Origin of the sequence: Pseudomonas sp. IAC-BECa141, assembly GCF_020544405.1 — a bacterium.
Taxonomy (GTDB): Bacteria; Pseudomonadota; Gammaproteobacteria; order Pseudomonadales; family Pseudomonadaceae; genus Aquipseudomonas.
In genome coordinates this window covers 6,068,567-6,090,286 of record NZ_CP065410.1, presented here as the reverse complement: position 1 = coordinate 6,090,286, position 21,720 = coordinate 6,068,567, and the positions used below count along the sequence as shown (strand labels likewise).

Here is a 21,720-nt window from a genome sequence, read left to right as displayed (position 1 = left end):
CTTACCAGCTCCCGAAGGGGATGCCGTATTTTTCGATGTAGGTTTTGGATACGTCTTTGAGAGGTCGATGTTTACCTCCGGATTTACCGTCATAGGGACCTTTGGGATTGATAGTTCCTTCGACTCGGGTAATTTCGACTGACCTCAAGCACGGTCCCCTCAGCCACACCTTGGCAATTCCCCGGGCGCCAAGCCAATAGTTACGCGGTCGCGGTAATCCGTGATCCATTTACCATCCAGTCTGCAGTACGCCTTTTCCGGCTTGCGCATGATTTCCTGCGCAGATTCGGGAATCACAATGTAGGCCTCATAGGTTTGAGGCTCAGCCAGTGATTGCCATCGCACATAGATCAAGCGGGGAAGATCGGCACCGGTGACGTCACGTCCGGCGCCGCTGCCGGGGCTGTCAGGCCAGCCTGCGGGCTTGCCCTTGTTGTCGGCGGGGGTGTTCACCGAGGCAATCCCGGCTCCGGCGCGTTTGAACACACGTTCACGGATATCCACCACGTCGGCCGTTTCAATCCAGACCTCCATGTAGGCGGGTGCTCCGAAGCCGAGGTACCAGGGCCGTTTGGTGATCGGTTGTGCATGACTTTGAGTGCAAAGCACCAACAGCAATCCGAAGACGAACCCCGTGTGTTTTTTGACGGGCCGAGTGAATTTATTCATGGGGGTGCACCACTCGTTGTTTGTTCTTTGTTGGGCGGTTGATAAAAACAACGCTCCAGTCGCTGTTGTTGAAATCTTTGGCTGCGTTCCAGTGCGCAGATAGGTGGATATAGCGGCTGCGTAACAAAGCCCGTTCTTGGATGGTCAGTCCCTCAACGGATGAATTTCCAAGCGCATAAGCCTCAAGCTTGGTGTGGATCGGGATCAGTTCCTCAGGTAGCGAAAGTTTTGAATCGTTTTCGTCAATCGCTTCAAATGGCACACCATGTCTGACCCCCAGCTCACGCATGATGCGTAAATACACCAACGACAACTCACCGTGTACCGGGCGCTCAATCATGGCCGCAGCATAAACCCGCTTCTGGGGATCCGGTGTGGATCGGCCCCTTTCCAATCGTTGAATTACAGGGGTTTCCCAGAGTGCAACCCGCAGTTGATTGCCTGGAGCGTCATCTTCGATGACGCCTTTCGTATACCAGGCAAACGCCTCCTTTTCGGCAGCGACATAGGCTGCGCTACGAGTCGCTTCGTGGCTTCGGCTGATGGTGCTGGTGACCGGGCTGCTCAACAGAAGCTTCTCCCTGGCTCTGGGCAGATAACCACCTCCCAGATCCGAATGGACGCCGGGCAAAACCAGATCAATCTCACCCAGGCTGTTAAGGGCAAAGTTCTCGCGATGTTCATCACGGGCCACCAGGTGCACCACTTTGCTGGCGCAACCATCCGGCAACTTTAAGTTCAGCCCCGGATTTCTGCTGTTTGCACCTGTGAAATCGAGCAACCATGGATTGGCGATTGCCGCGACGGTATCAAACAGACCAATGAAATTGATGCCGATACTGGATTGTGAATCCCAGTCAAAGCTACTGACTAAGAAAGGAGAGCCCGCTGGCAACGCCTTTGCGAGAATGCTGCGTTTGCCTTTGAGCACTTCGTTTGCGAAGTGCCGTGCAGCGGCGGCGCCTCGACTGAAACCGAAAATATCGAACTCGATTTTTTCTATTAGCGCGTTGGGGTTGCTATCAATCAGTGATCGAATTTGCTCCATGATTTTTTCAGGGCTCTGCTCCACACGAGCCAGGACACCCGTTTCGCCTCGTCCGGTTGCCTGGGCGTAAAGTGAATCGCCTCCATCAGCTGTCGTACCAATGCCTTCGATGTATACGCGCAAGGACGCCTGTTTCGTTTTCTCCGGCAATACCTCGAAGGCATGGTCTGTATACAGCTCATGCAAACGCACAATGTTGCTCACATCATTGCCATAACTGTTATCCGGCGAGTTGCCATTTCCGTCATAGCCATAAGTGGCGCAGTGCTTCTGAATCTCTTCGGCCGCCTCCGCCAGATTGGCATCTGGCGCATAGCAAGCCGCGACCGTTTCGCTGTTGGCCTTGTTGTTTCCCGTTCCATCGAAAAACACGCCAATCCGCAACGTAATCCCGGCAGGCGTTTCATCCTCCAGCTCGACTTCTTCTTCCTCTTCTTCGAGCTCGCTTTCCTCTGGGGAGGGTCGCGAGGCTGTCGTCTGTCTTGCTGCCGGATCACCCGTGGCCTGCGACACAAAACGCTTGGCAGATCCATCCCTGGATACCTCGCCGCCCATCACAATCTCGGTACTGCTGAAGATCCCGCCCTCGTCGATCACGATGTGATGACCGCCCGCTTTCAGCGTGATGCTGGCGCCCGCATCCAGCACCACATTGGCACCGGCCTTGATCTGCACGTGCTGTCCTGCCTCGACGGCAATGACCTTGCCGACAGATGTCTGGCTGCTGCCCTGGATGCTTTCTTGTCGATCGCGTCCGACCTCCAGTCGACTGTCATGGAGGATCTGCCGCTCCATGTCGCGCTGGGCGCGCAGGTAAACCAGTTCCTGGCCGGCACGGTCTTCTAGCGTCAGTTCGTTGTAGCCGCCGGTGTCGGGTGAGCTGCGACTGCGCAGCACGGTGCGGGTCTTGTGCTCGGGCAATCTGTAAGGCGCGGGCGTGAGTTTGTTGATCACGCAACCGGTAATCAGTGGCTGATCGGGGTCGCCCTCCAGAAAGGTCACCACGACTTCCATTCCGACACGGGGAAGGGTCATTGCGCCAAAACCGTTTCCGGCCCAGTTCGACGACACTCGTACCCAACAACTGCTGCGTTCGCAGTTCAGCTCGGCCCGGTCCCAGTGGAATTCGATCTTTACGCGACCGAACTCATCGCAGTAGATCTCTTCACCTTTTGGCCCGGTTACCCGAGCCGTCTGGCTCACCAACGGTGGCCGGCGCGCAGGCAGTGGAGGGCGGAAAACCACTTCGGCAGGTATGGCGCGGAAGCTGTTGCGATACCCCTGGGTAAAACCGTCTGCAGTAGTGGTTTCGTTTGTGGCGTGTTCCTCCAGAACTTGAGGTTGTCGCCCGGTGTGCGTGACTTCGAGTAATTGCCACATCCCGTTGCATTGCTTGCGGGGATGTTCAGTCAATTCGAACAGGTGGCCACAGCGCAGGGTTGGCTGGTTGCTCTGACCCTCGGCCGTTTCATAATCGGAGCGATGGCGTTCCAGGGCCTGACGGGCAAGTTGTTTGCCGCGCTTTTCGTTCTCGATCGCCAGCGGGTAGCGATAGTCCTCAAGTTCGGGGGTGAAATCGGCGACAAAGCGGGTTTCAAGCAACAGGTGCGGGCGCTTCAGGTCGTAGTCCCGACGGGTGACGCGGCTGGTACGTGTTCGGGCATGCCAGGAAAACCGGTGGACCATCGGGTGCTCCGCCACCATCGCGCTGTCGTGCCGGTAGGTTGTTGCGTGCAATGTCGGCAGGAACACCGTGTCATCGGTGAACACCAGCAAATGCCTCTCCACAGAATGCTGGTGATGCCATGTGATGCCGTCTTCGGCGCACAGGCGCTGGATGAACTCGAAATCGCTTTCACCGTACTGGCTGCAGTACGCGCGTGGTGGCAAGGTCTGGACATGGAACCTGAACGCATCGGCAAGGATGCCGTGACGTTTGAGCACTTGGGTGATGATTTGCGGGACAGTCTGGTTCTGGAAAATCTGTTGATCGTGACTGAACTGCAAATAGTGGAGGACTGGAACCAGTGTCAGGCCATAGTGCGACAGGCGCTTTCCAGACTCGCCTGCCTGTACATCCTCGATGCACCCGTGAATACCTTCGCCATCCAGTCCGAAGCGCAGGAACGCCGGCTGACCAAGCAAAGGTTCCATGTCGAAATCCTGAACCTCGCAGACGAGTTCTACCTTGATGGCATAAAGCGTGTTGACGGCCTCGGAACCCTCGAAAGCCAACACCTTGAAGTCGTTGCGAACGGTGGGAATCTGCAGCGTAAAGCGCGCAGAACTGACAGCTCCAGACATACGCTTGTCCTTAAGCAGAGAGGGAAATTTGGCGTGATGTCGAAACCCTCCCTGGTCAGCGCACGCGAACATTGCCCGGCACGCTAACAAGGCGTGAAACAAATTTATGTAAGAAGAGTCCCTGGTTTAAGTCGGAACATTCCGCGTTGTAAAACAGCGCCAGGGTTGTGGGAAATGCCTGTGGGAAAGTGATTCAAGGTGATAAGGAAACCCTGCGATAGTCCTGTCTGTGCAGGTATTCCAACAATATTCAACATATGAATTGCCATCAATTTGATGGCACTTTTATTGTTTGCTGCTGTCGCCAGTCATTTGTTAATAGATGAGCGTGTATTTTCGGAATCGTCCTACTTCAAATTTTTTCCGTTTTTGTCATGCTTTCATCCGTATTTATGGAACGGGCGTGCTACTACTGTTGCTGGCTTTCACTGGGCGCTCTAGATCAATGCTTACGGGGCAGCAGGTCGAAAATGTGAAATATAAACCGATATCAGGGAAACCCCTGCGACATATAGGGGATCTCCTACACACCCCAATGAACACTTCGTCTTGTTGTTTAATCAGATGCTTGCTAGTGGCCATCATAGTGATTACGATGCGCCCACTTGAAAGAGCACGTACTCAATTGGATGAGTCTTCCCTCTGCTCTTCGATACTGTCCCGCGCCGCTGCAATTCCAATAGGCGCACGACCGTAATCCAAATAAAGGCCATGGATGTCCTACTCAAGCAAACTTTCCGCCCATTACCTCGAACTCGCTAAAGTCTCTGTTTCCAAAGAGAATTTTGCGGGCGAAGACGTTCGTTTCTCGAGCGAGTTCGAGGCGCTGGAAAGCGAGCTGGCCAAAGCCTCGTCGATGCACGAAAGCGGACAGATCGACTGGCTGAAAATTCGCGAAAACAGCGAAAACCTCCTGCGTACCCAATCCAAGGATTTGCGTGTCGGCGCCTGGCTGACCTGGTCGCTGTACCAGCGTGAATCCTTCCCCGGTCTGCTGGCCGGCCTCGGAATGCTGCACCACTTGTCGGAAAACAACTGGGCCGAAGTTCACCCGCTCAAACCCCGCACCCGGGCCGCCGCCATTGGCTGGCTGGTGCCGCGTCTGGAGCAGGTGATCACCGAGAACATCGCGATCAAGGAACAGCTGCCGATGTTCCGGCAGTTATCCGAGCACCTGTCCGGTCTCGACGCCGCCTGCACTGAGCATCTGGGCGATGATGCGCCGCTGCTGCTGCCGCTTTCCCGCCGCCTGAAAACCATGATCCAGCGCGCTGCCGACAATCAGCCGGCTCCCGGCGTGGTGGGCGCGGCGGTGGCACAGGTCAAACAGGCCGCCAGCCAGTTGCTGGCGCCCGGCGCGCCGATCGACAACGAGAAAGAAGCCCACAAGGCCCTGCGCGCCCAACAGGAAAGTGCCCGCCCGTTGTGCGCCTGGTGGCTCAAGCAGAAAGCCACCGACCTGCGCGCCCTGCGCCTCAACCGTACCTTGCTGTGGATGACGATCGACGCGGTGCCCGAGCGCAACGCCGAGCAGATCACCGTGCTGCGCGGGTTGCCGGTCGACAAGCTCAAGCAGTATCAGGACCGTTTCGACCAGGGCAAATACGCCGACCTGCTGGTGGAGCTGGAGGCGAGCCTGGCGAAGGCGCCGTTCTGGTTCGATGGCCAGCGAATGGTCTGGGAATGTCTCCAGAACCTCAACGCCGAGCTGGCCATGCGCGAAGTGGAAATCCACTTCGCGCTTTTGATTCAGCGCCTGCCCGGCATCATCGAGCTGCGTTTCCATGACGGCGCGCCGTTTGCCGATCCGTCCACCCGGGCGTGGATCGCCGGCAACGTCATGCCGCACCTGCAAAGCGCCAGCGCGCCGCGCAAGGTCGAGACCGAGAACGTCGAAACCCAGCCTGCCTGGGAAAAAGCGCTGGAAGAAGTCCAGCCGATCCTGCGCAAGGAAGGCCTCAAGCCAGCGGTGCAGATCCTCAAGCAGGGCCTGCAATCGGCGCACGGCGGCCGCGAACGCTTCTTCTGGCAGTTCGCTCTCGCGCGGCTGTGCTTCCTGGCCAAGAAATACGAACTCGCCAAGAACCAGCTCGAAACCCTCGATCAGACATTACAGGACTCAGGCCTGCACGCCTGGGAGCCCGATCTTGCATTGGAAGTGCTGCACCTGCTGCACAGTTGCTGCGAGTTACTGCCGCAGAACCATGCCGTACGTGAACGCAAGGAAGAGATTTATCGCAGGCTGTGCCACCTCGATCTCGAAGTGGTACTCGAATAGGCCCCAGGGCCACAACCGCAAGGAGAAAAGCCATGGCCAAAGAAGGCTCGGTAGCCCCCAAGGAACGCATCAACGTCACCTTCAAACCCGCCACCGGCGGTGCTCAGGAAGAGATTGAACTGCCGCTGAAGCTGCTGGCAATCGGTGACTACACCCACCGCAAGGACGATCGCAAGATCGAGGATCGCAAGCCGATCAGCATCGACAAGATGACCTTCGACGAAGTGCTGGCCAAGCAAGAGCTGGGTCTGACGCTGAGCGTGCCGAACCGTCTTCAGGAAGATGGCGAGGCCGACGAGCTGGCTGTGCAACTGCGCGTCAACTCCATGAAGGACTTCAACCCGGCCAGCCTGGTCGAGCAAGTGCCTGAGCTGAAAAAACTGATGGAACTGCGTGACGCGCTGGTGGCCCTCAAAGGCCCGCTGGGTAACGCACCTGCGTTCCGTAAAGCCATCGAAGGCGTGCTCGCCGACGATGAATCCCGCGGTCGCGTACTCGGTGAGCTGGGCCTGAACGCCGCAGCCCCGGACGCTTGAGACTCCAGCAGCCAAGGAAGCCAACACAATGAGCACTAGCGCAGCACAACAGAACGCCGCAGAAAACGGCGAGTACAGCATCCTCGACAGCATCATCGCCGAAACCCGCCTGACGCCGGACGACGAAGCCTACGACATCGCCAAGCGCGGTGTGTCGGCGTTCATCGAAGAGCTGCTCAAGCCGCAGAACAACGGTGAGCCGGTCAAGAAAGCCATGGTTGACCGCATGATCGCCGAGATCGATGCCAAGCTCAGCCGTCAGATGGACGAAATCCTGCACCACCCGGACTTCCAGGCGCTGGAATCGTCGTGGCGTGGCCTGCAACTGCTGGTCGACCGCACCAACTTCCGCGAAAACATCAAGATCGAAATCCTCAACGTCTCCAAGGACGACCTGCTGGACGACTTCGAAGATTCGCCGGAAGTGATGCAGTCGGGCCTGTACAAGCACATCTACACCGCTGAATACGGCCAGTTCGGTGGTCAGCCGGTTGGCGCGATCATCGCCAACTACTACCTGTCCCCAAGCTCGCCGGACGTGAAACTGATGCAGTACGTGTCCAGCGTAGCCTGCATGTCCCACGCGCCGTTCATCGCTGCTGCCGGCCCGAAATTCTTCGGTCTGGAAAGCTTCACCGGTCTGCCGGACCTGAAGGATCTGAAAGATCACTTCGAAGGCCCGCAATTCACCAAATGGCAGAGCTTCCGTACCTCGGAAGACTCCCGCTACGTTGGCCTGACCGTTCCGCGTTTCCTGCTGCGTAACCCGTACGACCCGGAAGAGAACCCGGTCAAGTCGTTCGTGTACAAGGAAAACGTTGCCAACAGCCACGAGCATTACCTGTGGGGCAACACCGCTTTCGCCTTCGGTACCAAGCTGACCGACAGCTTCGCCAAATTCCGCTGGTGCCCGAACATCATCGGCCCACAGAGCGGCGGCGCGGTCGAAGACCTGCCTCTGCACCACTTCGAAAGCATGGGCGAAATCGAAACCAAGATTCCTACCGAAGTTCTGGTTTCCGACCGTCGTGAATACGAACTGGCCGAGGAAGGCTTCATCTCCCTGACCATGCGTAAAGGCTCCGACAACGCGGCGTTCTTCTCCGCAAGCTCCGTGCAGAAGCCGAAGTTCTTCGGCATCAGCGCAGAAGGCAAGGCGGCAGAGCTGAACTACAAGCTCGGCACCCAGCTGCCGTACATGATGATCGTCAACCGCCTGGCTCACTACCTGAAAGTGCTGCAGCGCGAGCAACTCGGTTCGTGGAAAGAGCGTACCGACCTCGAACTGGAACTGAACAAGTGGATCCGCCAGTACGTGGCCGACCAGGAAAACCCGAGCGCCGAAGTCCGTGGCCGTCGTCCGCTGCGCGCTGCGCAAGTGATCGTCAGCGACGTTGAAGGCGAGCCGGGCTGGTACCGCGTCAGCCTGAACGTGCGCCCGCACTTCAAGTACATGGGTGCCGATTTCACCCTGTCGCTGGTTGGCAAGCTGGACAAAGAGTAAGAGCGACTCATGGACGGATACGGCAGCCTTTTCGAACGCCTCAACGGCGACGCGGAACTACGCAAGGGCAAGAGCCTCGAGGCTTCTGCCATGGCGTCGGTGGCTGCCCATCTGGCCAAAATGCTCAGCACCCGGGCCGGCAGCGTGCAAACGCTGTCCGACTACGGGTTGCCCGATCTCAATGACATGCGCCTGAGCCTGCACGACTCCCTGAGTCAGGCCCGCCTGGCCATCGAAAGCTTCATCGAAGCCTACGAACCGCGCCTGAGCAACGTGCGTGTCATTTCCCTGCCGCGTGATCACGACCAGCTCCGCCTGGCCTTCAGCATCGAAGGCCTGCTGGAAGTCGAGGGTTTCAAGCGTCAGGTGAGTTTCGCCGCGCGCCTGGATGGCAGCGGTCAAGTGAAGGTCAACTAAGGAGAATCCCGATGTCTGGCAAACCTGCAGCACGCGTATCCGACCCCACTGCTTGCCCGCTCCCCGGCCACGGCACCAACCCGATCGCCGCCGGTTCTGGCGACGTGTTCTTCGACGGCCTCCCGGCCGCTCGCCAGGGCGATGCCTCGGCGTGTGGTGGCGCGTTGGTCGGCGACCTTGCGACTACGGTTCTGATCAACGGCAAGCCGGCTGCCACCGTTGGTTCGGTCGGGGCCCATGGCAACAAGGTCACTGCCGGCTCCGGGACGGTGATTATCGGCAATTCGCATTCGCCGGCGCCGTTTGTGCCGCCGGAGCCATTAGTCATTCCTGGAGTTTTCAACCGCGTTTTTTCTTTCCATACAGCGGATGGACAGCCAGTAGCAAACCTGAATTACAGAATAGTTTCTGACAGTGGCTTAGAGAAAGCAGGATGTTCATCGGCGGCGGGAGGCACAGGGTGTTTCTCCACTGGAAAACAAGGCGAGATGGTTACCATCTACGTGTCGTCGGAGTAATCGCGTGGAAACTTCTATTGTCATCGACGGCGTTGCTCACATTTTCGAAACTTCCGATGGAAAAACGGAACTGAAAATCAAAGCCGAAACTACGCCGAGTGAAGATAAAAAACCGAAACAGATTCCATTGCCTCACGTCTGGCTAATAACCAGAGGGAATGGGGTACCTCTTTTTGCTCTAAAACCGAATGCTTCAGATGTTCAGTTCAGAATCATGAAAGCTGAGAAACTGTATGCGGAAGCAATTCAATGGTTTGAGCCTCTGGCTGATAATTATCGGAAGAAAATTTGGGTGAATCCCGAGTCTAAAACTGCTGGCACAGACGCTTATAATGCCTATAAGCAGTTTAACTGGTCGCAAATTATTAAATTTGCAATTGTTGATAGGATGTCAATTAGCTTTGCTCCGACAATGCCTGGTGATTGGAAAAATAGTTCTGAGGGTGGTGCCGGATTTATATTGGTCATGATCGATGGTGAGCCCTATTGGGGTGATGGGGTTGGGCAAATACCGTTTGCGACCGATACCTACCGTTTATATCTGGAAGAAACCAAATCTTTGGAAGCCGCTATTAAGAAAACCGTTGAAACCGGTATGAAATATGGTGACGGTGTTCCTATATTCCCAAAGGAGGACAAAACCAACGAATACGATAATTACATGGTGCTGCGTGGGGCTTTATGGGCTTCGGAGAACTTTGAACTACGTACTGAAACGGTAAGGGTATTTGCTGGGCGAATGGGCTATCGCGAGAAAGTGGTGACCAGCACGGTTTATCTCGGCACATCCGATCAGAAGTTAAGAAGCTCCATCACGCAAGGCTCTGTAGATAAGTATGGAGAGTGGAAAAGATGATGGCGAGGCTGGCGGCGGGCCTATCAGTGCATTTTTTTGCCTGCGTAATTTATGTCGTTGTTAATTACTATGGTGTTTCGCTATATAAGGTTTTATTTGGTGGTTTGACTTCGCGTGGCGCTTCTGTCGGGATTGCCATGTATATGGTCTTTTATCTATTTGTTTTTGTAAATTTAGTTGTTGCTTTGATTCCAGGGCGGATATTTAAATTTAGCATCGTTTTTTTAATGGTTGCATTGATATTGATTTATCTTTTGCCGCTTTACCCTGTTCGCGCGGCGGCTTATAGCGTTTTAACGGGTGGGCTGACTGCTCTGGCGATATGGGTGGCTAACAAGTTTGAAAGATTATTGTTGGCTCGGAGTACTAAATGAAATGTTTTCTTTTTTTCGTATTAACGCTTTCAGTAGTTTCAGTTTGCAAATAAAACGAATCAATAGCTAGGCAGCCAGACATGTCCTTTAACCACTACTACCAAAGCGAACTCACCGCACTGCGCCAACTGGGCCGCCGTTTCGCCGAGCGTAGTCCGGCACTGGCGCCGTTCCTGGGGCAGGCCGGGCGGGATCCGGATGTGGAGCGGTTGCTGGAAGGCTTTGCGTTTCTGACCGGGCGTCTGCGCCAGAAGCTCGATGACGAGTTGCCGGAGCTCAGCCATTCTCTGATGCAGTTGCTGTGGCCGAACTACATGCGCCCGCTGCCGGCGTTCAGCATTCTGCAGTTCGATCCGCTCAAGCGTTCGGGGCCGGCGCTGAAGGTCGAGCGTGATACGCCGGTCGAGAGCGTGCCGATCGAAGACGTGCGTTGCCGTTTCCGCACCTGCTATCCGACTGAAGTCATGGCGCTGGATCTGGCTGCGCTCAACTACTCGGTGAAGGGCGACGGTTCGCTGCTCAGCCTGCGCCTGGAGATGAGCGCCGACGGCCACCTCGGCGAGCTGGAGCTGAGCAAGCTGCGTCTGCACTTTGCCGGCGAGCGCTACATCAGCCAGATGCTCTACCTGAGCCTGCTGCGCAACCTCGACGGCATCGAACTGATCCCCCTCGACGGCGCCGGCAAGCCCATCGATGGCGTGAGCGGCAAGCCGATGGCGTTCAAGATTCCGGGTGACCGGGTCAAGCCAGTGGGTTTTGCCGAAGAAGAAGCATTGATCCCGTATCCGCTGAACACCTTCCGCGGCTATCGCTACCTGCAGGAATACTTCGCTTTCCAGGACAAGTTCCTGTTCGTCGATGTCCACGGTCTGGACATCCTCAAGGCGCTGCCGGAAGACACCCTCAAGCAGATGCGCGGCCTGGAATTGCGCTTCGACATCCGCAAGAGCGGGATCATGCGCATGCGTCCGACGACGGATAACGTGAAGCTGTTCTGCACGCCGATCGTCAACCTGTTCAAGCACGACGCACTGCCGATCCGCCTCGACGGCAAACAGGACGAATACCTGCTGCTGCCGGCCGAATACGATCTGGAAAACTGCGGCGTGTTCTCGGTGGAAACCGTGACCGGCTGGAAGCCCGGCGGCCTCGGATATCAGGAGTACGTGCCGTTCGAATCCTTTGAGCATGACCCGAGTTTCGACGTGCCCAACAGCCGTCCGCATTACAGCATCCGCCAGCGTTCGTCGTTGCTGCACGACGGTCTCGACACCTACCTGAGCTTCGGCATCCGCCACACCGAAGCCCACGAAACCCTGTCAATCGAGCTGGTCTGCACCAACCAGAACCTGCCGCGCAAACTCAAGCTCGGGCAGATCTGCATGGCCTGCGAAGAGACCCCGGAGTTTCTGAGTTTCCGCAACATCACCCCGGCCACTTCCAGTTTCGCGCCGCCGCTGAACCGTGACTTCCTGTGGAAGCTGATCAGCAACATGTCGCTCAACTATCTGTCGCTGGCCGACGTCAATGCACTGAAGGTGATTCTCGAAACCTACGACCTGCCGCGCTACTACGACCAGCACGCGGAGAAGGTCAGCAAGCGCCTGCTCGGCGGCCTCAAGCACATCAAGCATCACCACGTGGACCGGTTGCACCGTGGTCTGCCGGTGCGCGGTCTGCGTACCGAACTGACCATCGACCCGGAAGGGTATATCGGTGAGGGCGACTTGTTCGTCTTCGCCTCGGTTCTCAACGAGTTTTTCGCGCTTTACGCCAGTCTCAATTCATTCCACGAGCTGCGGGTAAAAAGCACACAGGGAGAGGTGTACCAATGGACACCACGTATGGGCCTGCAGCCCCTGCTTTAAGCGGGCTGACGAAGGTAATACGCGAGTACTCGCTGTTTCAGGCCGTGCTGCTGGTGATCGACCGGCTGCGCGATGCGCACCCGTACCTGAGCGAAGACGACCTGTACGACCAGCTTGAATTCCAGGCCAACCCGAGCCTCGGGTTTCCGCGCAGCGATGTCGATCGCGTGGAGTTTTTCGAAGAGCACGGGCAGATGCGCGCGCGCCTGCGCTTCAACCTGATCGGCCTGGTCGGTTCCGGCTCGCCGCTGCCGGCGTTCTATGGCGAGCAAGCCCTGGGCGACAGCGAAGACGGCAACCCGACGCGCAATTTCCTCGACCTGTTCCACCATCGCCTGCAACGACTGATGCTGCCGATCTGGCGCAAGTATCGCTATCGCGCGAGCTTCCAGAGCGGCGCGGTCGACCCGTTCTCCTCGCACCTGTTTGCCCTGATCGGCCTCGGCGGCGACGAGATCCGCAAGGCCAAGGAACTGAACTGGAAACGCCTGCTGCCGTACCTCGGCCTGCTCAGTCTGCGGGCGCACTCGGCGGCGCTGATCGAAGCGGTGCTGCGTTACTACTTCAAACACGAAGACCTGGTCATCGAGCAGTGCATCGAGCGCCGCGTGGAAATTCTCGAAGAACAGCGCAACCGCCTCGGCTTCGCCAACAGCGTGCTGGGTGAAGACCTGGTGTTGGGCGAACAGGTGCGCGATCGCAGCGGCAAATTCCGCATTCACATCACCGAACTCGACTGGGAGCGATTCCACGAATTCCTGCCCATCGGTTTCGGTTACCAGCCGCTCTGCGCGCTGGTTCGGTTCACCTTGCGTGACCCGCTCGATTACGACATTCGCCTGGTGCTGCGTCCGGAAGAAATCCGCGAACTGCGCATTGGCGAGAAGAACGACTGTCGCCTGGGGTGGACCAGTTGGCTGGGCTGCGAGAAAGCAGACGGCGTGGTGACCCTGGGCAGCAAAATTCATTAAGGACGTGAGCCATGATCAACGTAGACCTGCAACAACTCATCCAGGCGCTGGACGCCGAAACCCGTCGCGATCTGGAGCGTTCGGCCGAGCGCTGTGTCGCCCGTGGCGGCAGCAAGATTCTGGTCGAAGACTTGCTGCTCGGCCTGCTGGAGCGCCCGAACGGTCTGCTCTCCCGCGCGCTGCAGGATGCCGACGTTGATGCCGGCGAACTGAGCGCCGCGCTGCAATCGCGGGTCGAGCACAGCGCTTCGCGCAACCCGGTGTTCGCTCCGGAGCTGGTGCAGTGGCTGCAGGACGCGCTGCTGGTGGCCAACCTTGAACTGGGCCAGACCTCGGTCGAAGACGCGGCGCTGATCCTCGCGCTGCTGCGTAATCCGATGCGCTACGCCGGCAGCCGCTACCAGCCGTTGCTCGCCAGATTGAACATCGATCGGCTGAAAGAATTTGCCCTGTCGCAACAGGAGCAACCAGCCGCCAACGGTCAGCCGGCCGCTCAGGGCGAATCGCTGCTGCAGCGCTTCACCCACAACCTGACCCAACAGGCCCGCGCCGGCAAACTCGACCCGGTGCTGTGCCGCGATGGCGCGATCCGCCAGATGGTCGACATCCTCGCCCGTCGCCGCAAGAACAACCCGATCGTGGTCGGTGAAGCCGGTGTCGGTAAAACCGCCATCGTCGAAGGACTGGCCTCGCGCATCGCGGCCGGTGAAGTGCCGCAAGTGCTCAAGGGCGTTGAACTGCTGTCGCTGGACATGGGCCTGTTGCAGGCTGGCGCCAGCGTCAAAGGTGAATTCGAGCGTCGTCTCAAAGGCGTGATTGACGAGGTCAAAGCCTCGCCGAAACCGATCATCCTGTTCATCGACGAAGCCCACACCTTGATCGGCGCGGGCGGCAATGCCGGCGGTTCCGACGCGGCCAACCTGCTGAAACCGGCGCTGGCTCGCGGTGAGCTGCGCACCATCGCCGCCACCACTTGGGCCGAGTACAAGAAATACTTCGAGAAAGACCCGGCGCTGGCCCGTCGTTTCCAACCGGTTCAACTGCACGAACCGACCGTGAGCGAAGCCGTCACCATCCTGCGTGGCTTGGCGCAGGTTTACGAGAAGAGCCACGGCATCTACTTGCGCGATGACGCGGTGGTCTCGGCAGCGGAACTGTCCGCCCGTTACCTTGCCGGTCGGCAACTGCCGGACAAGGCTGTCGACGTCCTCGACACCGCGTGTGCCCGCGTTCGCATCAGCCTCGCTGCTGCCCCGGAAAGCCTGGAGCGCCTGCGTGGCGAACTGGCTGAAGGTGGCCGTCAGCGTCAGGCCCTGCGCCGCGATGCCGAAGCCGGTCTGCTGATCGACCACGAAGCGCTGGAGGCACTGGAAGCGCGTCTGGACGAAGCCGAAGCCGAAATGGTCGCGCTGGAAACCCTGTGGACCGAACAGAAGCAATTGGCCGAGCGCCTGCTGGAGCTGCGTCAGCAACTGGCCAAGGCTCGCGAAGCCGCCGCCGTCGAGCCGACCGTCAGTGTTGAAGAGGACGCCGAAGGCACCGTGATCGAAACTCGCGCTGCCGAAGTCGCGCAAGGCCAGAGCGTCGAAGCGCTGGAGGCCGAGCTGAACAAGACTCACAGCGAGCTGACGGCTGCGCAGGTCAAAGAGCGTCTGGTCAGCTTCGAAGTCTGCCCGCGCCTGGTGGCCGAAGTGATCAGCGCCTGGACCGGCGTGCCGCTGGCGCAACTGGCCCGTGAACACAATGCCAAGGTCGCAAGCTTCGCCACTGACCTGCGCACCCGCATCCGTGGTCAGGAACAAGCCGTGCACGCGCTGGATCGCTCGATGCGCGCCACCGCTGCCGGCCTGAACAAGCCTGATGCACCAGTCGGCGTGTTCCTGCTGGTGGGCCCGAGTGGCGTCGGGAAGACCGAAACCGCCCTGGCGCTCGCCGACCTGCTGTACGGCGGCGACCGTTTCATCACCACCATCAACATGTCCGAGTTCCAGGAGAAGCACACCGTTTCCCGCCTGATCGGTGCACCGCCAGGCTACGTCGGTTACGGCGAGGGCGGCATGCTCACCGAAGCCGTGCGCCAGAAACCGTACTCGGTGGTGTTGCTCGATGAAGTCGAGAAGGCCGACCCGGACGTGCTCAACCTGTTCTACCAAATCTTCGACAAGGGCGTGGCCAACGACGGCGAAGGGCGCGAGATCGATTTCCGCAACACGCTGATCCTGATGACCTCGAACCTGGGCAGCGACAAGATCAGCGACCTCTGCGAAGACGGCGCGCGTCCGACCGCCGAAGTGCTGGAAGAAACCATTCGCCCGGTGCTCAGCAAACACTTCAAACCGGCGCTGCTGGCGCGGATGAAAGTGGTGCCGTACTACCCGGTCGGCGGCCCGGTATTGCGCGAGCTGATCGAGATCAAGCTCGGTCGTCTGGGCGAGCGTCTGAACCGTCGCCAACTGGATTTCAGCTGGTGCCAGAACCTCGTCGATCACCTGTCCGAGCGCTGCACGCAGAGCGAAAGCGGTGCGCGCCTGATCGACCATTTGCTCGACCAGCACGTGCTGCCGCTGGTGGCCGACCGCTTGCTCGATGCCATGGCCACCGGTGAAAGCCTCAAGCGCGTGCATGCGACGCTTGACGGCGAAGCCGGTGTGACCTGCGAGTTCGCCTGAGGTGAGTGTGATGTTCACTCAAGTGCCGCAGCCACTGGTCTATGCCGAAGCCTTGCTGGCGCAGTTCGCCAGCCTGTCGCGCGCGGCGGACGGTGCTGCGCTGCTGGGTGACTTCGTGCGCGGTCTGGCCGGGCTGAGCGGTTGCGAACTGACGCAGCTGTACCTGTTGGACGCCACGCACACGTCGCTGGGGATGAATGCCGAATGCCTCGACGGCGTGCTGCAACCGCGCAGCGCGGCGAGCCTGCCGGCGGACTACAACGGCGAGCAACTGTTGCAGTTCGCCCTGTGCCAGAACCGCGTGGTGTGCCTCGACGACCTGGGCGGCAGCCTGCACGAAACCAGTTTTCTGCCGGCGTCGTCCACGCCTTGGCAATCACTGTTGTGCGTGCCGCTGGTCAATCAGCAGAAGGCCGTCGAGGGTCTGTTGCTGTGCGCCAGCCGTCGGCATGTCGACCTGCAAGGCTTCGCCGATTCCCTCGGCCAGCTCGGCTCGTTCGTGCTGGGTCAGCTGCATCTGCTGCAACGCCTGCGCCAGCCAGTGGATGCGGCCGCGCCGGTCGTGCGCAGTTTGCCGAGCGCCAGCGGTTACGGCCTGATCGGCAAAAGCGCGGCGATGCGCCAGACCTATTCGCTGATCAGCAAAGTCCTGCACAGCCCGTACACCGTGCTGTTGCGTGGCGAGACCGGCACCGGCAAGGAAGTGGTCGCGCGGGCGATCCACGATTGCGGCCCGCGCCGATCCCAGGCGTTCATCGTGCAGAACTGCGCGGCATTCCCGGAAAACCTGCTGGAAAGCGAGCTGTTCGGCTATCGCAAAGGCGCGTTCACCGGTGCCGATCGCGACCGCGCCGGGCTGTTCGACGCGGCCAACGGCGGCACCCTGTTGCTCGATGAAATCGGCGACATGCCGCTGTCGCTGCAAGCCAAGTTGTTGCGTGTTCTGCAGGAAGGCGAGATCCGCCCGCTGGGTTCCAACGACACCCACAAGATCGACGTGCGCATCATCGCCGCGACGCACCGCGATCTGTCGGTGCTGGTCAGCGAAGGCAAATTCCGTGAGGACCTTTACTACCGCCTCGCGCAGTTCCCGATCGAGTTGCCGGCCCTGCGTCAGCGCGAAGGCGACATCCTCGACCTGGCCAGACACTTCGCCGACAAGGCTTGCACCTTCCTGCAACGTGATCCGGTGCGCTGGTCGGACGCGGCCCTGGAACATTTGTCCGGTTACACCTTCCCCGGCAACGTGCGTGAACTCAAAGGTCTGGTCGAGCGCGCGGTGTTGTTGTGCGAGGGCGGCGAGTTGCTGGCCGAGCATTTCTCGCTGCGCCTGGAATTGACGCCGGCGCCGGAAGACCACTGCGGCCTGAATCTGCGCGAACGCCTGGAAGCGGTCGAACGCAATCTGCTGCTTGATTGCCTGCGCAAGAACGACGGCAACCAGACGCTCGCCGCACGCGAACTGGGCTTGCCACGCCGCACGCTGCTGTACCGGCTCGGCCGCTTGAACATCAATCTGGGTGATTTCGATGGGTAGGCGAAAGTCCGTCGGATTCACCTCGAAAACCTGTTTCAGCGCCGCCCGCGAGGGTCGGCGCTTTGTGCTTTGTCTACACCTGGAGACCCTCTGATGTCTGTTCGTCACTGGCACGCTGTCCTGCTGACCCTCGTCGTTCTATGCGGCCTCGGCGGTTGCAGCGGCAATTACAAATTCAACGATAACGATTACCGCCCGTTGGGTGATCCGCAGGCGGTCAATCGCGGCAAGTGACCGCAAGGAGCATCAAACATGGAATTGGTTTTCGAAATGCTGAACACCAAGCAGTTCGTGCCCACCGAGCTGTGCCAGCGGACCTTCAAACAGGCCGGCGGCGTGATCGGGCGGGGCGAGGACTGCGACTGGATCATCCCTGACCGCAAGCGGCACTTGTCCAATCATCACGCGATCGTCAGCTATCGCGAGGGCACGTTTTTCCTGACCGACACCAGCAGCAACGGTGTTCAGGACGGCGACAGCGGCGCACGCCTGCACAAGGGCGAACCGGTGCGTATCGAGCACGGCAGCACCTACGTGCTGGGCGACTTCGAGATTCGTGCGCGCCTGGTGCGCGACCCGGCGACCTTCGACGGTGAAGTCGGCCTGCCCCGCGCCGCTGGCAGCATCATTCCGGACGACGCGTTCCTCGACCTCGACCCGTTGAAATCGCTGGAGCAGCAAGAGCGCGTGTACTCGGAGTTCGAGGAAATGCTCGCACCGGTGACCGACCCAGAAGACTCCCGTCAGCGCGCCGACTATGCGCGTATCGACATGGAAAGCCTGATGGTGCCGGAACTGATCGTCGAGCCCACGCCAGAACCTGCGCCGGCGCCGAAAGCGGTCGAGCGTCAGAGCGAAACCTTCTGGGATAAATTCGGCGCAGCCCTCGGCGTGAACGTGAAGAACCTCAGCCACGACGAGCGAGAAGCCCTCGCGCTGAACGCTGCACGTCTGCTGCGCCAGAGCATCGGCGGTCTGCAACAGAGCTTGCGCACCCGTTCGGAGCTGAAGAACGAACTGCGTCTGGCCCAGACCACCGTGCAAGGCACCAACAAGAACCCGCTGAAATTCGCCGTCGACCCGAGCGAAGCGCTGGACATCCTGTTGCAGCCGCACAAGCCGGGTCACTTGCCGGCCGAGCAGGCGATCTCCCGCGCTTTCCGCGACTTGCAGGCGCATCAGGTAGCGCTGCTGACCGCCAGCCGCGCGGCGGTGCGCGGCACTTTGGAGCACTTCTCGCCAGAGCAACTGACCTTGCGTTTCGAGCGTGACAACAAGCCGTTGCTCGCCACCGCCGGCGGGCGCTGGAGAGCGTTCAACCGTTATCACCATGCGCTGCGTCAGGACGACGACTGGAGCGAGCGTCTGCTGGCCCGCGACTTCGCCCAGGCCTACGAAGAACAGATCCGCCTGATCTCCACCCTCCACACCGACCACCAAGGATGATGCGCATGTCTCGCCGCTCGACCGCTTTTTTCAAGACGCTGACCGCGCTCACCCTGTTGGTGCTGCTCGCCGGTTGCTCGTCGCTGTCGCCGTATTCGAAAGTGACCAAGATCAACCTGAAGCTGACCGGCAGCGACCAGCTGAACCCGGACCTCAACGGTCGTCCGTCGCCGATCGTGGTGCGCCTGTTCGAACTCAAGCACCCGGTGACGTTCGAGAACGCCGATTTCTTCAGCCTCTACGAGCGCGCCAAGGAATCCCTCAACCCGGACCTGGTGGCCAGCGAAGAACTCGAACTGCGCCCGGGTGAGACCGTGGAACTGAAACTCAGCGTGGAGGAGGGCAGTCGCTTCATCGGCATCCTCGCCGCGTACCGTGACCTGCCGGAAACCAAGTGGCGCCACACGTTCCCGATCACGCCGCTGGAAGTCACCGAAGCCGATCTGACTCTGGATCAGGCCGGTATCCGCAAGACCAACGAAGTGCTCGCCAAGGCGGATGACTGACCATGAATACCCATAAAGTCATCTGGCAGGAAGGCATGCTGCTGCGTCCGCAGCACTTCCAGCACAACGACCGCTACTACGATCACCAGATGAAGACCCGCACCCAGTTGCTGGGCGGCTACACCTGGGGTTTCCTGAATCTGGAGATCGACTTGCAGTTCCTCAACATGGGCAAACTGGTGATCAGTGAAGCCTCGGGGATCCTGCCGGACGGCAGCCTGTTCGAACTCGGCGGCAACACCGAACCGCTGGCCCTGGACATTCCGCCGAACACCGGCAACATGCCGGTTTACCTGGCGCTGCCGCTGGTCACCGGTAACCACATCGAGGCCCGTCGCCCGGAGCAGTCGGACGTGCTGGCGCGCTACACCGCGTATGACGCCGAAGTGGCCGACTCCAACGCCGGTGATGATTCCGCCAGCCAGGTCAGCTGCGGTCGCCCGGACTTCAAATTGTTGCTCGGCGAGCAGCAGAGCGACCAGGCCTACGTGAAGCTGAAAATCTGCGACGTGCTCGACACCACGCCGGACGGCGTGATCAGCCTCGATCCGGATTTCGTGCCGACCTACATTCAGGCCCACGCTTCCAGCTACCTGCTGTCGTGCCTGAAAGAAGTGATCAGCATGCTCGGTCACCGGGGCGACACCATTGCCGAGCGCATCCGTTCGAACGGCAAGGTCGGTGGCGCGGAAATCGGCGACTTCATGATGCTGCAACTGATCAACCGCACCGAACTGTTGCTGCGCCACTACCTGGGTCTGGAGCAGGTTCATCCGGAAGAGTTGTACCGCACGCTGCTGACCATGCTTGGCGATCTGGCGACCTTCTCCAGCGACAGCAAACGCCCGCGCCTGGACAGCCGTTACTCCCACGCCGACCAGGGTGCGAGCTTCCGCAAACTGATGGAGTCGATCCGTCAGGTACTGTCGATGGTGCTGGAACAGCACGCTATCGAACTGATCCTGCAAGCGCGTCAGTACGGGATCATCGTGTCGCCGCTGCACGACCACAAACTGCTGGGCTCGGCGTCGTTCGTGCTGGCAGCCAGTGCCAACTGCGACTCCGAAGAACTGCGCAACCGCTTGCCTGCGCACCTCAAGGTCGGCCCGGTGGAGCGCATCCGCCAACTGGTCAACCTGCACCTGCCGGGGATCAAGGTCAAACCGTTGCCGGTGGCCCCGCGGCAGATCGCGTTCCACTCCAACAAAACCTATTTCATCCTCGAACTCAGTTCCGAAGACCTGGCGCAACTCGAGCGCTCCGGCGGCTTCGCGTTCCACGTGTCCGGCGAATTCGCCGAGCTTGAACTGAAATTCTGGGCCATCAGGAACTGACCGACATGATCAAGGACATGGAACACAACCAGGACGACAAAACCGTCCTGCTCGACCGTCAGGGCCATGGCCCGGCGGCGAGTCCGCTGACCGACTTCGCTGCGCCACCGCGCTTTGAACAACTGGAAGAACGGATGATCTACGCCGCGCGCCTGCGCCCGGCGGAAGCCTTCAATATCAGCCTCAATTCGCTGGTGGCCGCCTCTTCCGAATTGCTGTCGGAAGTGGTGCGCCTCAAACACAGCGACACCCGCGAAGACCTCTACGCGCTCAACGAGCGCCTGACCGCCGGGCTCAAGCTGTTTGAAGTGCGTGCCCTGCACAACGGCGCCGAAAGCAGCCAGGTGATGGCCGCCCGTTACGTGCTCTGCACCGTGGTCGACGAAGCCGTCGTGACCACGCCGTGGGGCAACGAAAGCGAGTGGTCGCAGATGAGCCTGCTCAGTAGTTTCCACAACGAAACCTTCGGTGGTGAGAAGTTCTTCCAGCTGCTCGATCGGCTGTCGAAAAACCCGGTCAAGCACCTGCCGATGCTGGAGCTGATGTACCTGTGCCTGTCCCTCGGTTTCGAGGGCAAGTACCGCGTGCAGGCACGCGGCATGCTGGAACTCGAAGGCATCCGCGACGCCCTGTACCGGCAGATCCGCCAGTTGCGTGGCGATGTGCCGCGTGAATTGTCGCCGCAGTGGGAAGGCCTCAACGATCAGCGTCGCAACCTGGTGCGCATCGTGCCGGCGTGGATGGTGGTGCTGTTCACCTTCGTCTGTCTGGTGATGATGTATTCGGGCTTCGCCTGGGTCTTGGGCGAGCAGCGCGACACCGTTCTGCAACCTTATCAGCCGCTTGATCCGGCCGCGGCCCAGCCGCAGTCGCAGCCGTAAACAG

The 21,720-nt window shown here is 59.5% G+C and carries 17 protein-coding genes and 1 pseudogene; 16 read left to right on the top strand and 2 right to left on the bottom strand.

The window, feature by feature from the left end; all coding sequences use genetic code 11:
* Position 1: 1 nt before the first annotated feature.
* Both I5961_RS28005 and tssI read right to left on the bottom strand, forming a co-directional pair.
* A pseudogene (locus I5961_RS28005) lies at positions 2 to 669 on the bottom strand (DUF2931 family protein).
* The gene (gene tssI / locus I5961_RS28000; RefSeq protein WP_085702302.1) at positions 662 to 4,021 is read right to left on the bottom strand and encodes a type VI secretion system tip protein TssI/VgrG; all 3,360 of its coding nucleotides are present in this window, start codon (positions 4,019 to 4,021) and stop codon (positions 662 to 664) included. The pseudogene I5961_RS28005 and the gene tssI overlap by 8 nt, the downstream one beginning before the upstream one ends.
* 715 nt (positions 4,022 to 4,736) lie before the next feature.
* Here tssI and tssA point away from each other — a divergent pair.
* The 16 genes from tssA (at position 4,737) to icmH (ending at position 21,716) form a co-directional block, all read left to right on the top strand.
* The gene (gene tssA, locus I5961_RS27995) at positions 4,737 to 6,299 is read left to right on the top strand and encodes a type VI secretion system protein TssA (RefSeq protein WP_085696782.1); all 1,563 of its coding nucleotides are present in this window, start codon (positions 4,737 to 4,739) and stop codon (positions 6,297 to 6,299) included.
* Positions 6,300 to 6,331: 32 nt separating this feature from the next.
* The gene (gene tssB / locus I5961_RS27990; protein WP_003229587.1) at positions 6,332 to 6,835 is read left to right on the top strand and encodes a type VI secretion system contractile sheath small subunit; all 504 of its coding nucleotides are present in this window, start codon (positions 6,332 to 6,334) and stop codon (positions 6,833 to 6,835) included.
* A 28-nt stretch (positions 6,836 to 6,863) separates the two neighbouring features.
* Positions 6,864 to 8,339 (top strand): type VI secretion system contractile sheath large subunit, encoded by a 1,476-nt coding sequence (tssC, locus tag I5961_RS27985; protein ID WP_065258217.1) that lies wholly within the window; start codon positions 6,864 to 6,866, stop codon positions 8,337 to 8,339.
* A gap of 9 nt (positions 8,340 to 8,348) precedes the next feature.
* Positions 8,349 to 8,756, top strand: a complete 408-nt coding sequence (tssE, locus tag I5961_RS27980) for a type VI secretion system baseplate subunit TssE (protein ID WP_065258216.1) — start codon at positions 8,349 to 8,351, stop codon at positions 8,754 to 8,756.
* 11 nt (positions 8,757 to 8,767) lie between these two features.
* Positions 8,768 to 9,274: a PAAR domain-containing protein gene (locus I5961_RS27975; RefSeq protein WP_085702303.1), complete on the top strand. Its 507-nt coding sequence runs from the start codon at positions 8,768 to 8,770 to the stop codon at positions 9,272 to 9,274.
* Positions 9,275 to 9,278: 4 nt separating this feature from the next.
* Entirely contained in the window at positions 9,279 to 10,130 is an 852-nt protein-coding gene (locus tag I5961_RS27970; RefSeq protein ID WP_085702304.1) for a hypothetical protein, read from the top strand.
* Complete coding sequence (locus tag I5961_RS27965) at positions 10,127 to 10,504, top strand: hypothetical protein (protein ID WP_085702305.1); 378 nt, start codon at positions 10,127 to 10,129, stop codon at positions 10,502 to 10,504. The genes I5961_RS27970 and I5961_RS27965 overlap by 4 nt, the downstream gene beginning before the upstream one ends.
* A gap of 80 nt (positions 10,505 to 10,584) precedes the next feature.
* Positions 10,585 to 12,372 carry a type VI secretion system baseplate subunit TssF gene (tssF, locus tag I5961_RS27960; RefSeq protein ID WP_085702306.1) on the top strand — a complete coding sequence of 596 codons (1,788 nt, stop codon included), beginning with the start codon at positions 10,585 to 10,587 and terminating at the stop codon, positions 12,370 to 12,372.
* Positions 12,336 to 13,343 carry a type VI secretion system baseplate subunit TssG gene (gene tssG / locus I5961_RS27955; RefSeq protein ID WP_085696794.1) on the top strand — a complete coding sequence of 336 codons (1,008 nt, stop codon included), beginning with the start codon at positions 12,336 to 12,338 and terminating at the stop codon, positions 13,341 to 13,343. The genes tssF and tssG overlap by 37 nt, the downstream gene beginning before the upstream one ends.
* Before the next feature lie 11 nt (positions 13,344 to 13,354).
* Positions 13,355 to 16,012 carry a type VI secretion system ATPase TssH gene (tssH, locus tag I5961_RS27950; protein ID WP_227233938.1) on the top strand — a complete coding sequence of 886 codons (2,658 nt, stop codon included), beginning with the start codon at positions 13,355 to 13,357 and terminating at the stop codon, positions 16,010 to 16,012.
* Between the two features lie 10 nt (positions 16,013 to 16,022).
* Entirely contained in the window at positions 16,023 to 17,549 is a 1,527-nt protein-coding gene (locus I5961_RS27945; RefSeq protein WP_085696798.1) for a sigma-54 interaction domain-containing protein, read from the top strand.
* A gap of 93 nt (positions 17,550 to 17,642) precedes the next feature.
* On the top strand, positions 17,643 to 17,783 hold the full coding sequence (locus I5961_RS27940) for a hypothetical protein (RefSeq protein WP_003229566.1): 141 nt from the start codon (positions 17,643 to 17,645) through the stop codon (positions 17,781 to 17,783).
* A gap of 18 nt (positions 17,784 to 17,801) precedes the next feature.
* Positions 17,802 to 18,995 carry a type VI secretion system-associated FHA domain protein TagH gene (tagH, locus tag I5961_RS27935; protein WP_085612405.1) on the top strand — a complete coding sequence of 398 codons (1,194 nt, stop codon included), beginning with the start codon at positions 17,802 to 17,804 and terminating at the stop codon, positions 18,993 to 18,995.
* Positions 18,996 to 19,000: 5 nt separating this feature from the next.
* Positions 19,001 to 19,501 (top strand): type VI secretion system lipoprotein TssJ, encoded by a 501-nt coding sequence (gene tssJ / locus I5961_RS27930; RefSeq protein ID WP_011336587.1) that lies wholly within the window; start codon positions 19,001 to 19,003, stop codon positions 19,499 to 19,501.
* 2 nt (positions 19,502 to 19,503) lie between these two features.
* Complete coding sequence (gene tssK / locus I5961_RS27925) at positions 19,504 to 20,835, top strand: type VI secretion system baseplate subunit TssK (protein WP_085696800.1); 1,332 nt, start codon at positions 19,504 to 19,506, stop codon at positions 20,833 to 20,835.
* Positions 20,836 to 20,840: 5 nt separating this feature from the next.
* Complete coding sequence (icmH, locus tag I5961_RS27920) at positions 20,841 to 21,716, top strand: type IVB secretion system protein IcmH/DotU (protein WP_085696801.1); 876 nt, start codon at positions 20,841 to 20,843, stop codon at positions 21,714 to 21,716.
* The last annotated feature ends 4 nt before the right edge of the window (positions 21,717 to 21,720 follow it).

Excerpts from the sequence above, each read along its gene's own strand:
- tssI (WP_085702302.1), bottom strand. The coding sequence starts at position 4,021 with ATGTCTGGAGCTGTCAGTTCTGCGCGCTTTACGCTGCAGATTCCCACC.
- tssA (WP_085696782.1), top strand. The coding sequence starts at position 4,737 with ATGTCCTACTCAAGCAAACTTTCCGCCCATTACCTCGAACTCGCTAAA.
- tssB (WP_003229587.1), top strand. The coding sequence starts at position 6,332 with ATGGCCAAAGAAGGCTCGGTAGCCCCCAAGGAACGCATCAACGTCACC.
- tssC (WP_065258217.1), top strand. The coding sequence starts at position 6,864 with ATGAGCACTAGCGCAGCACAACAGAACGCCGCAGAAAACGGCGAGTAC.
- tssE (WP_065258216.1), top strand. The coding sequence starts at position 8,349 with ATGGACGGATACGGCAGCCTTTTCGAACGCCTCAACGGCGACGCGGAA.
- I5961_RS27975 (WP_085702303.1), top strand. The coding sequence starts at position 8,768 with ATGTCTGGCAAACCTGCAGCACGCGTATCCGACCCCACTGCTTGCCCG.
- I5961_RS27965 (WP_085702305.1), top strand. The coding sequence starts at position 10,127 with ATGATGGCGAGGCTGGCGGCGGGCCTATCAGTGCATTTTTTTGCCTGC.
- tssF (WP_085702306.1), top strand. The coding sequence starts at position 10,585 with ATGTCCTTTAACCACTACTACCAAAGCGAACTCACCGCACTGCGCCAA.
- tssG (WP_085696794.1), top strand. The coding sequence starts at position 12,336 with ATGGACACCACGTATGGGCCTGCAGCCCCTGCTTTAAGCGGGCTGACG.
- tssH (WP_227233938.1), top strand. The coding sequence starts at position 13,355 with ATGATCAACGTAGACCTGCAACAACTCATCCAGGCGCTGGACGCCGAA.
- I5961_RS27945 (WP_085696798.1), top strand. The coding sequence starts at position 16,023 with ATGTTCACTCAAGTGCCGCAGCCACTGGTCTATGCCGAAGCCTTGCTG.
- I5961_RS27940 (WP_003229566.1), top strand. The coding sequence starts at position 17,643 with ATGTCTGTTCGTCACTGGCACGCTGTCCTGCTGACCCTCGTCGTTCTA.
- tagH (WP_085612405.1), top strand. The coding sequence starts at position 17,802 with ATGGAATTGGTTTTCGAAATGCTGAACACCAAGCAGTTCGTGCCCACC.
- tssJ (WP_011336587.1), top strand. The coding sequence starts at position 19,001 with ATGTCTCGCCGCTCGACCGCTTTTTTCAAGACGCTGACCGCGCTCACC.
- tssK (WP_085696800.1), top strand. The coding sequence starts at position 19,504 with ATGAATACCCATAAAGTCATCTGGCAGGAAGGCATGCTGCTGCGTCCG.
- icmH (WP_085696801.1), top strand. The coding sequence starts at position 20,841 with ATGATCAAGGACATGGAACACAACCAGGACGACAAAACCGTCCTGCTC.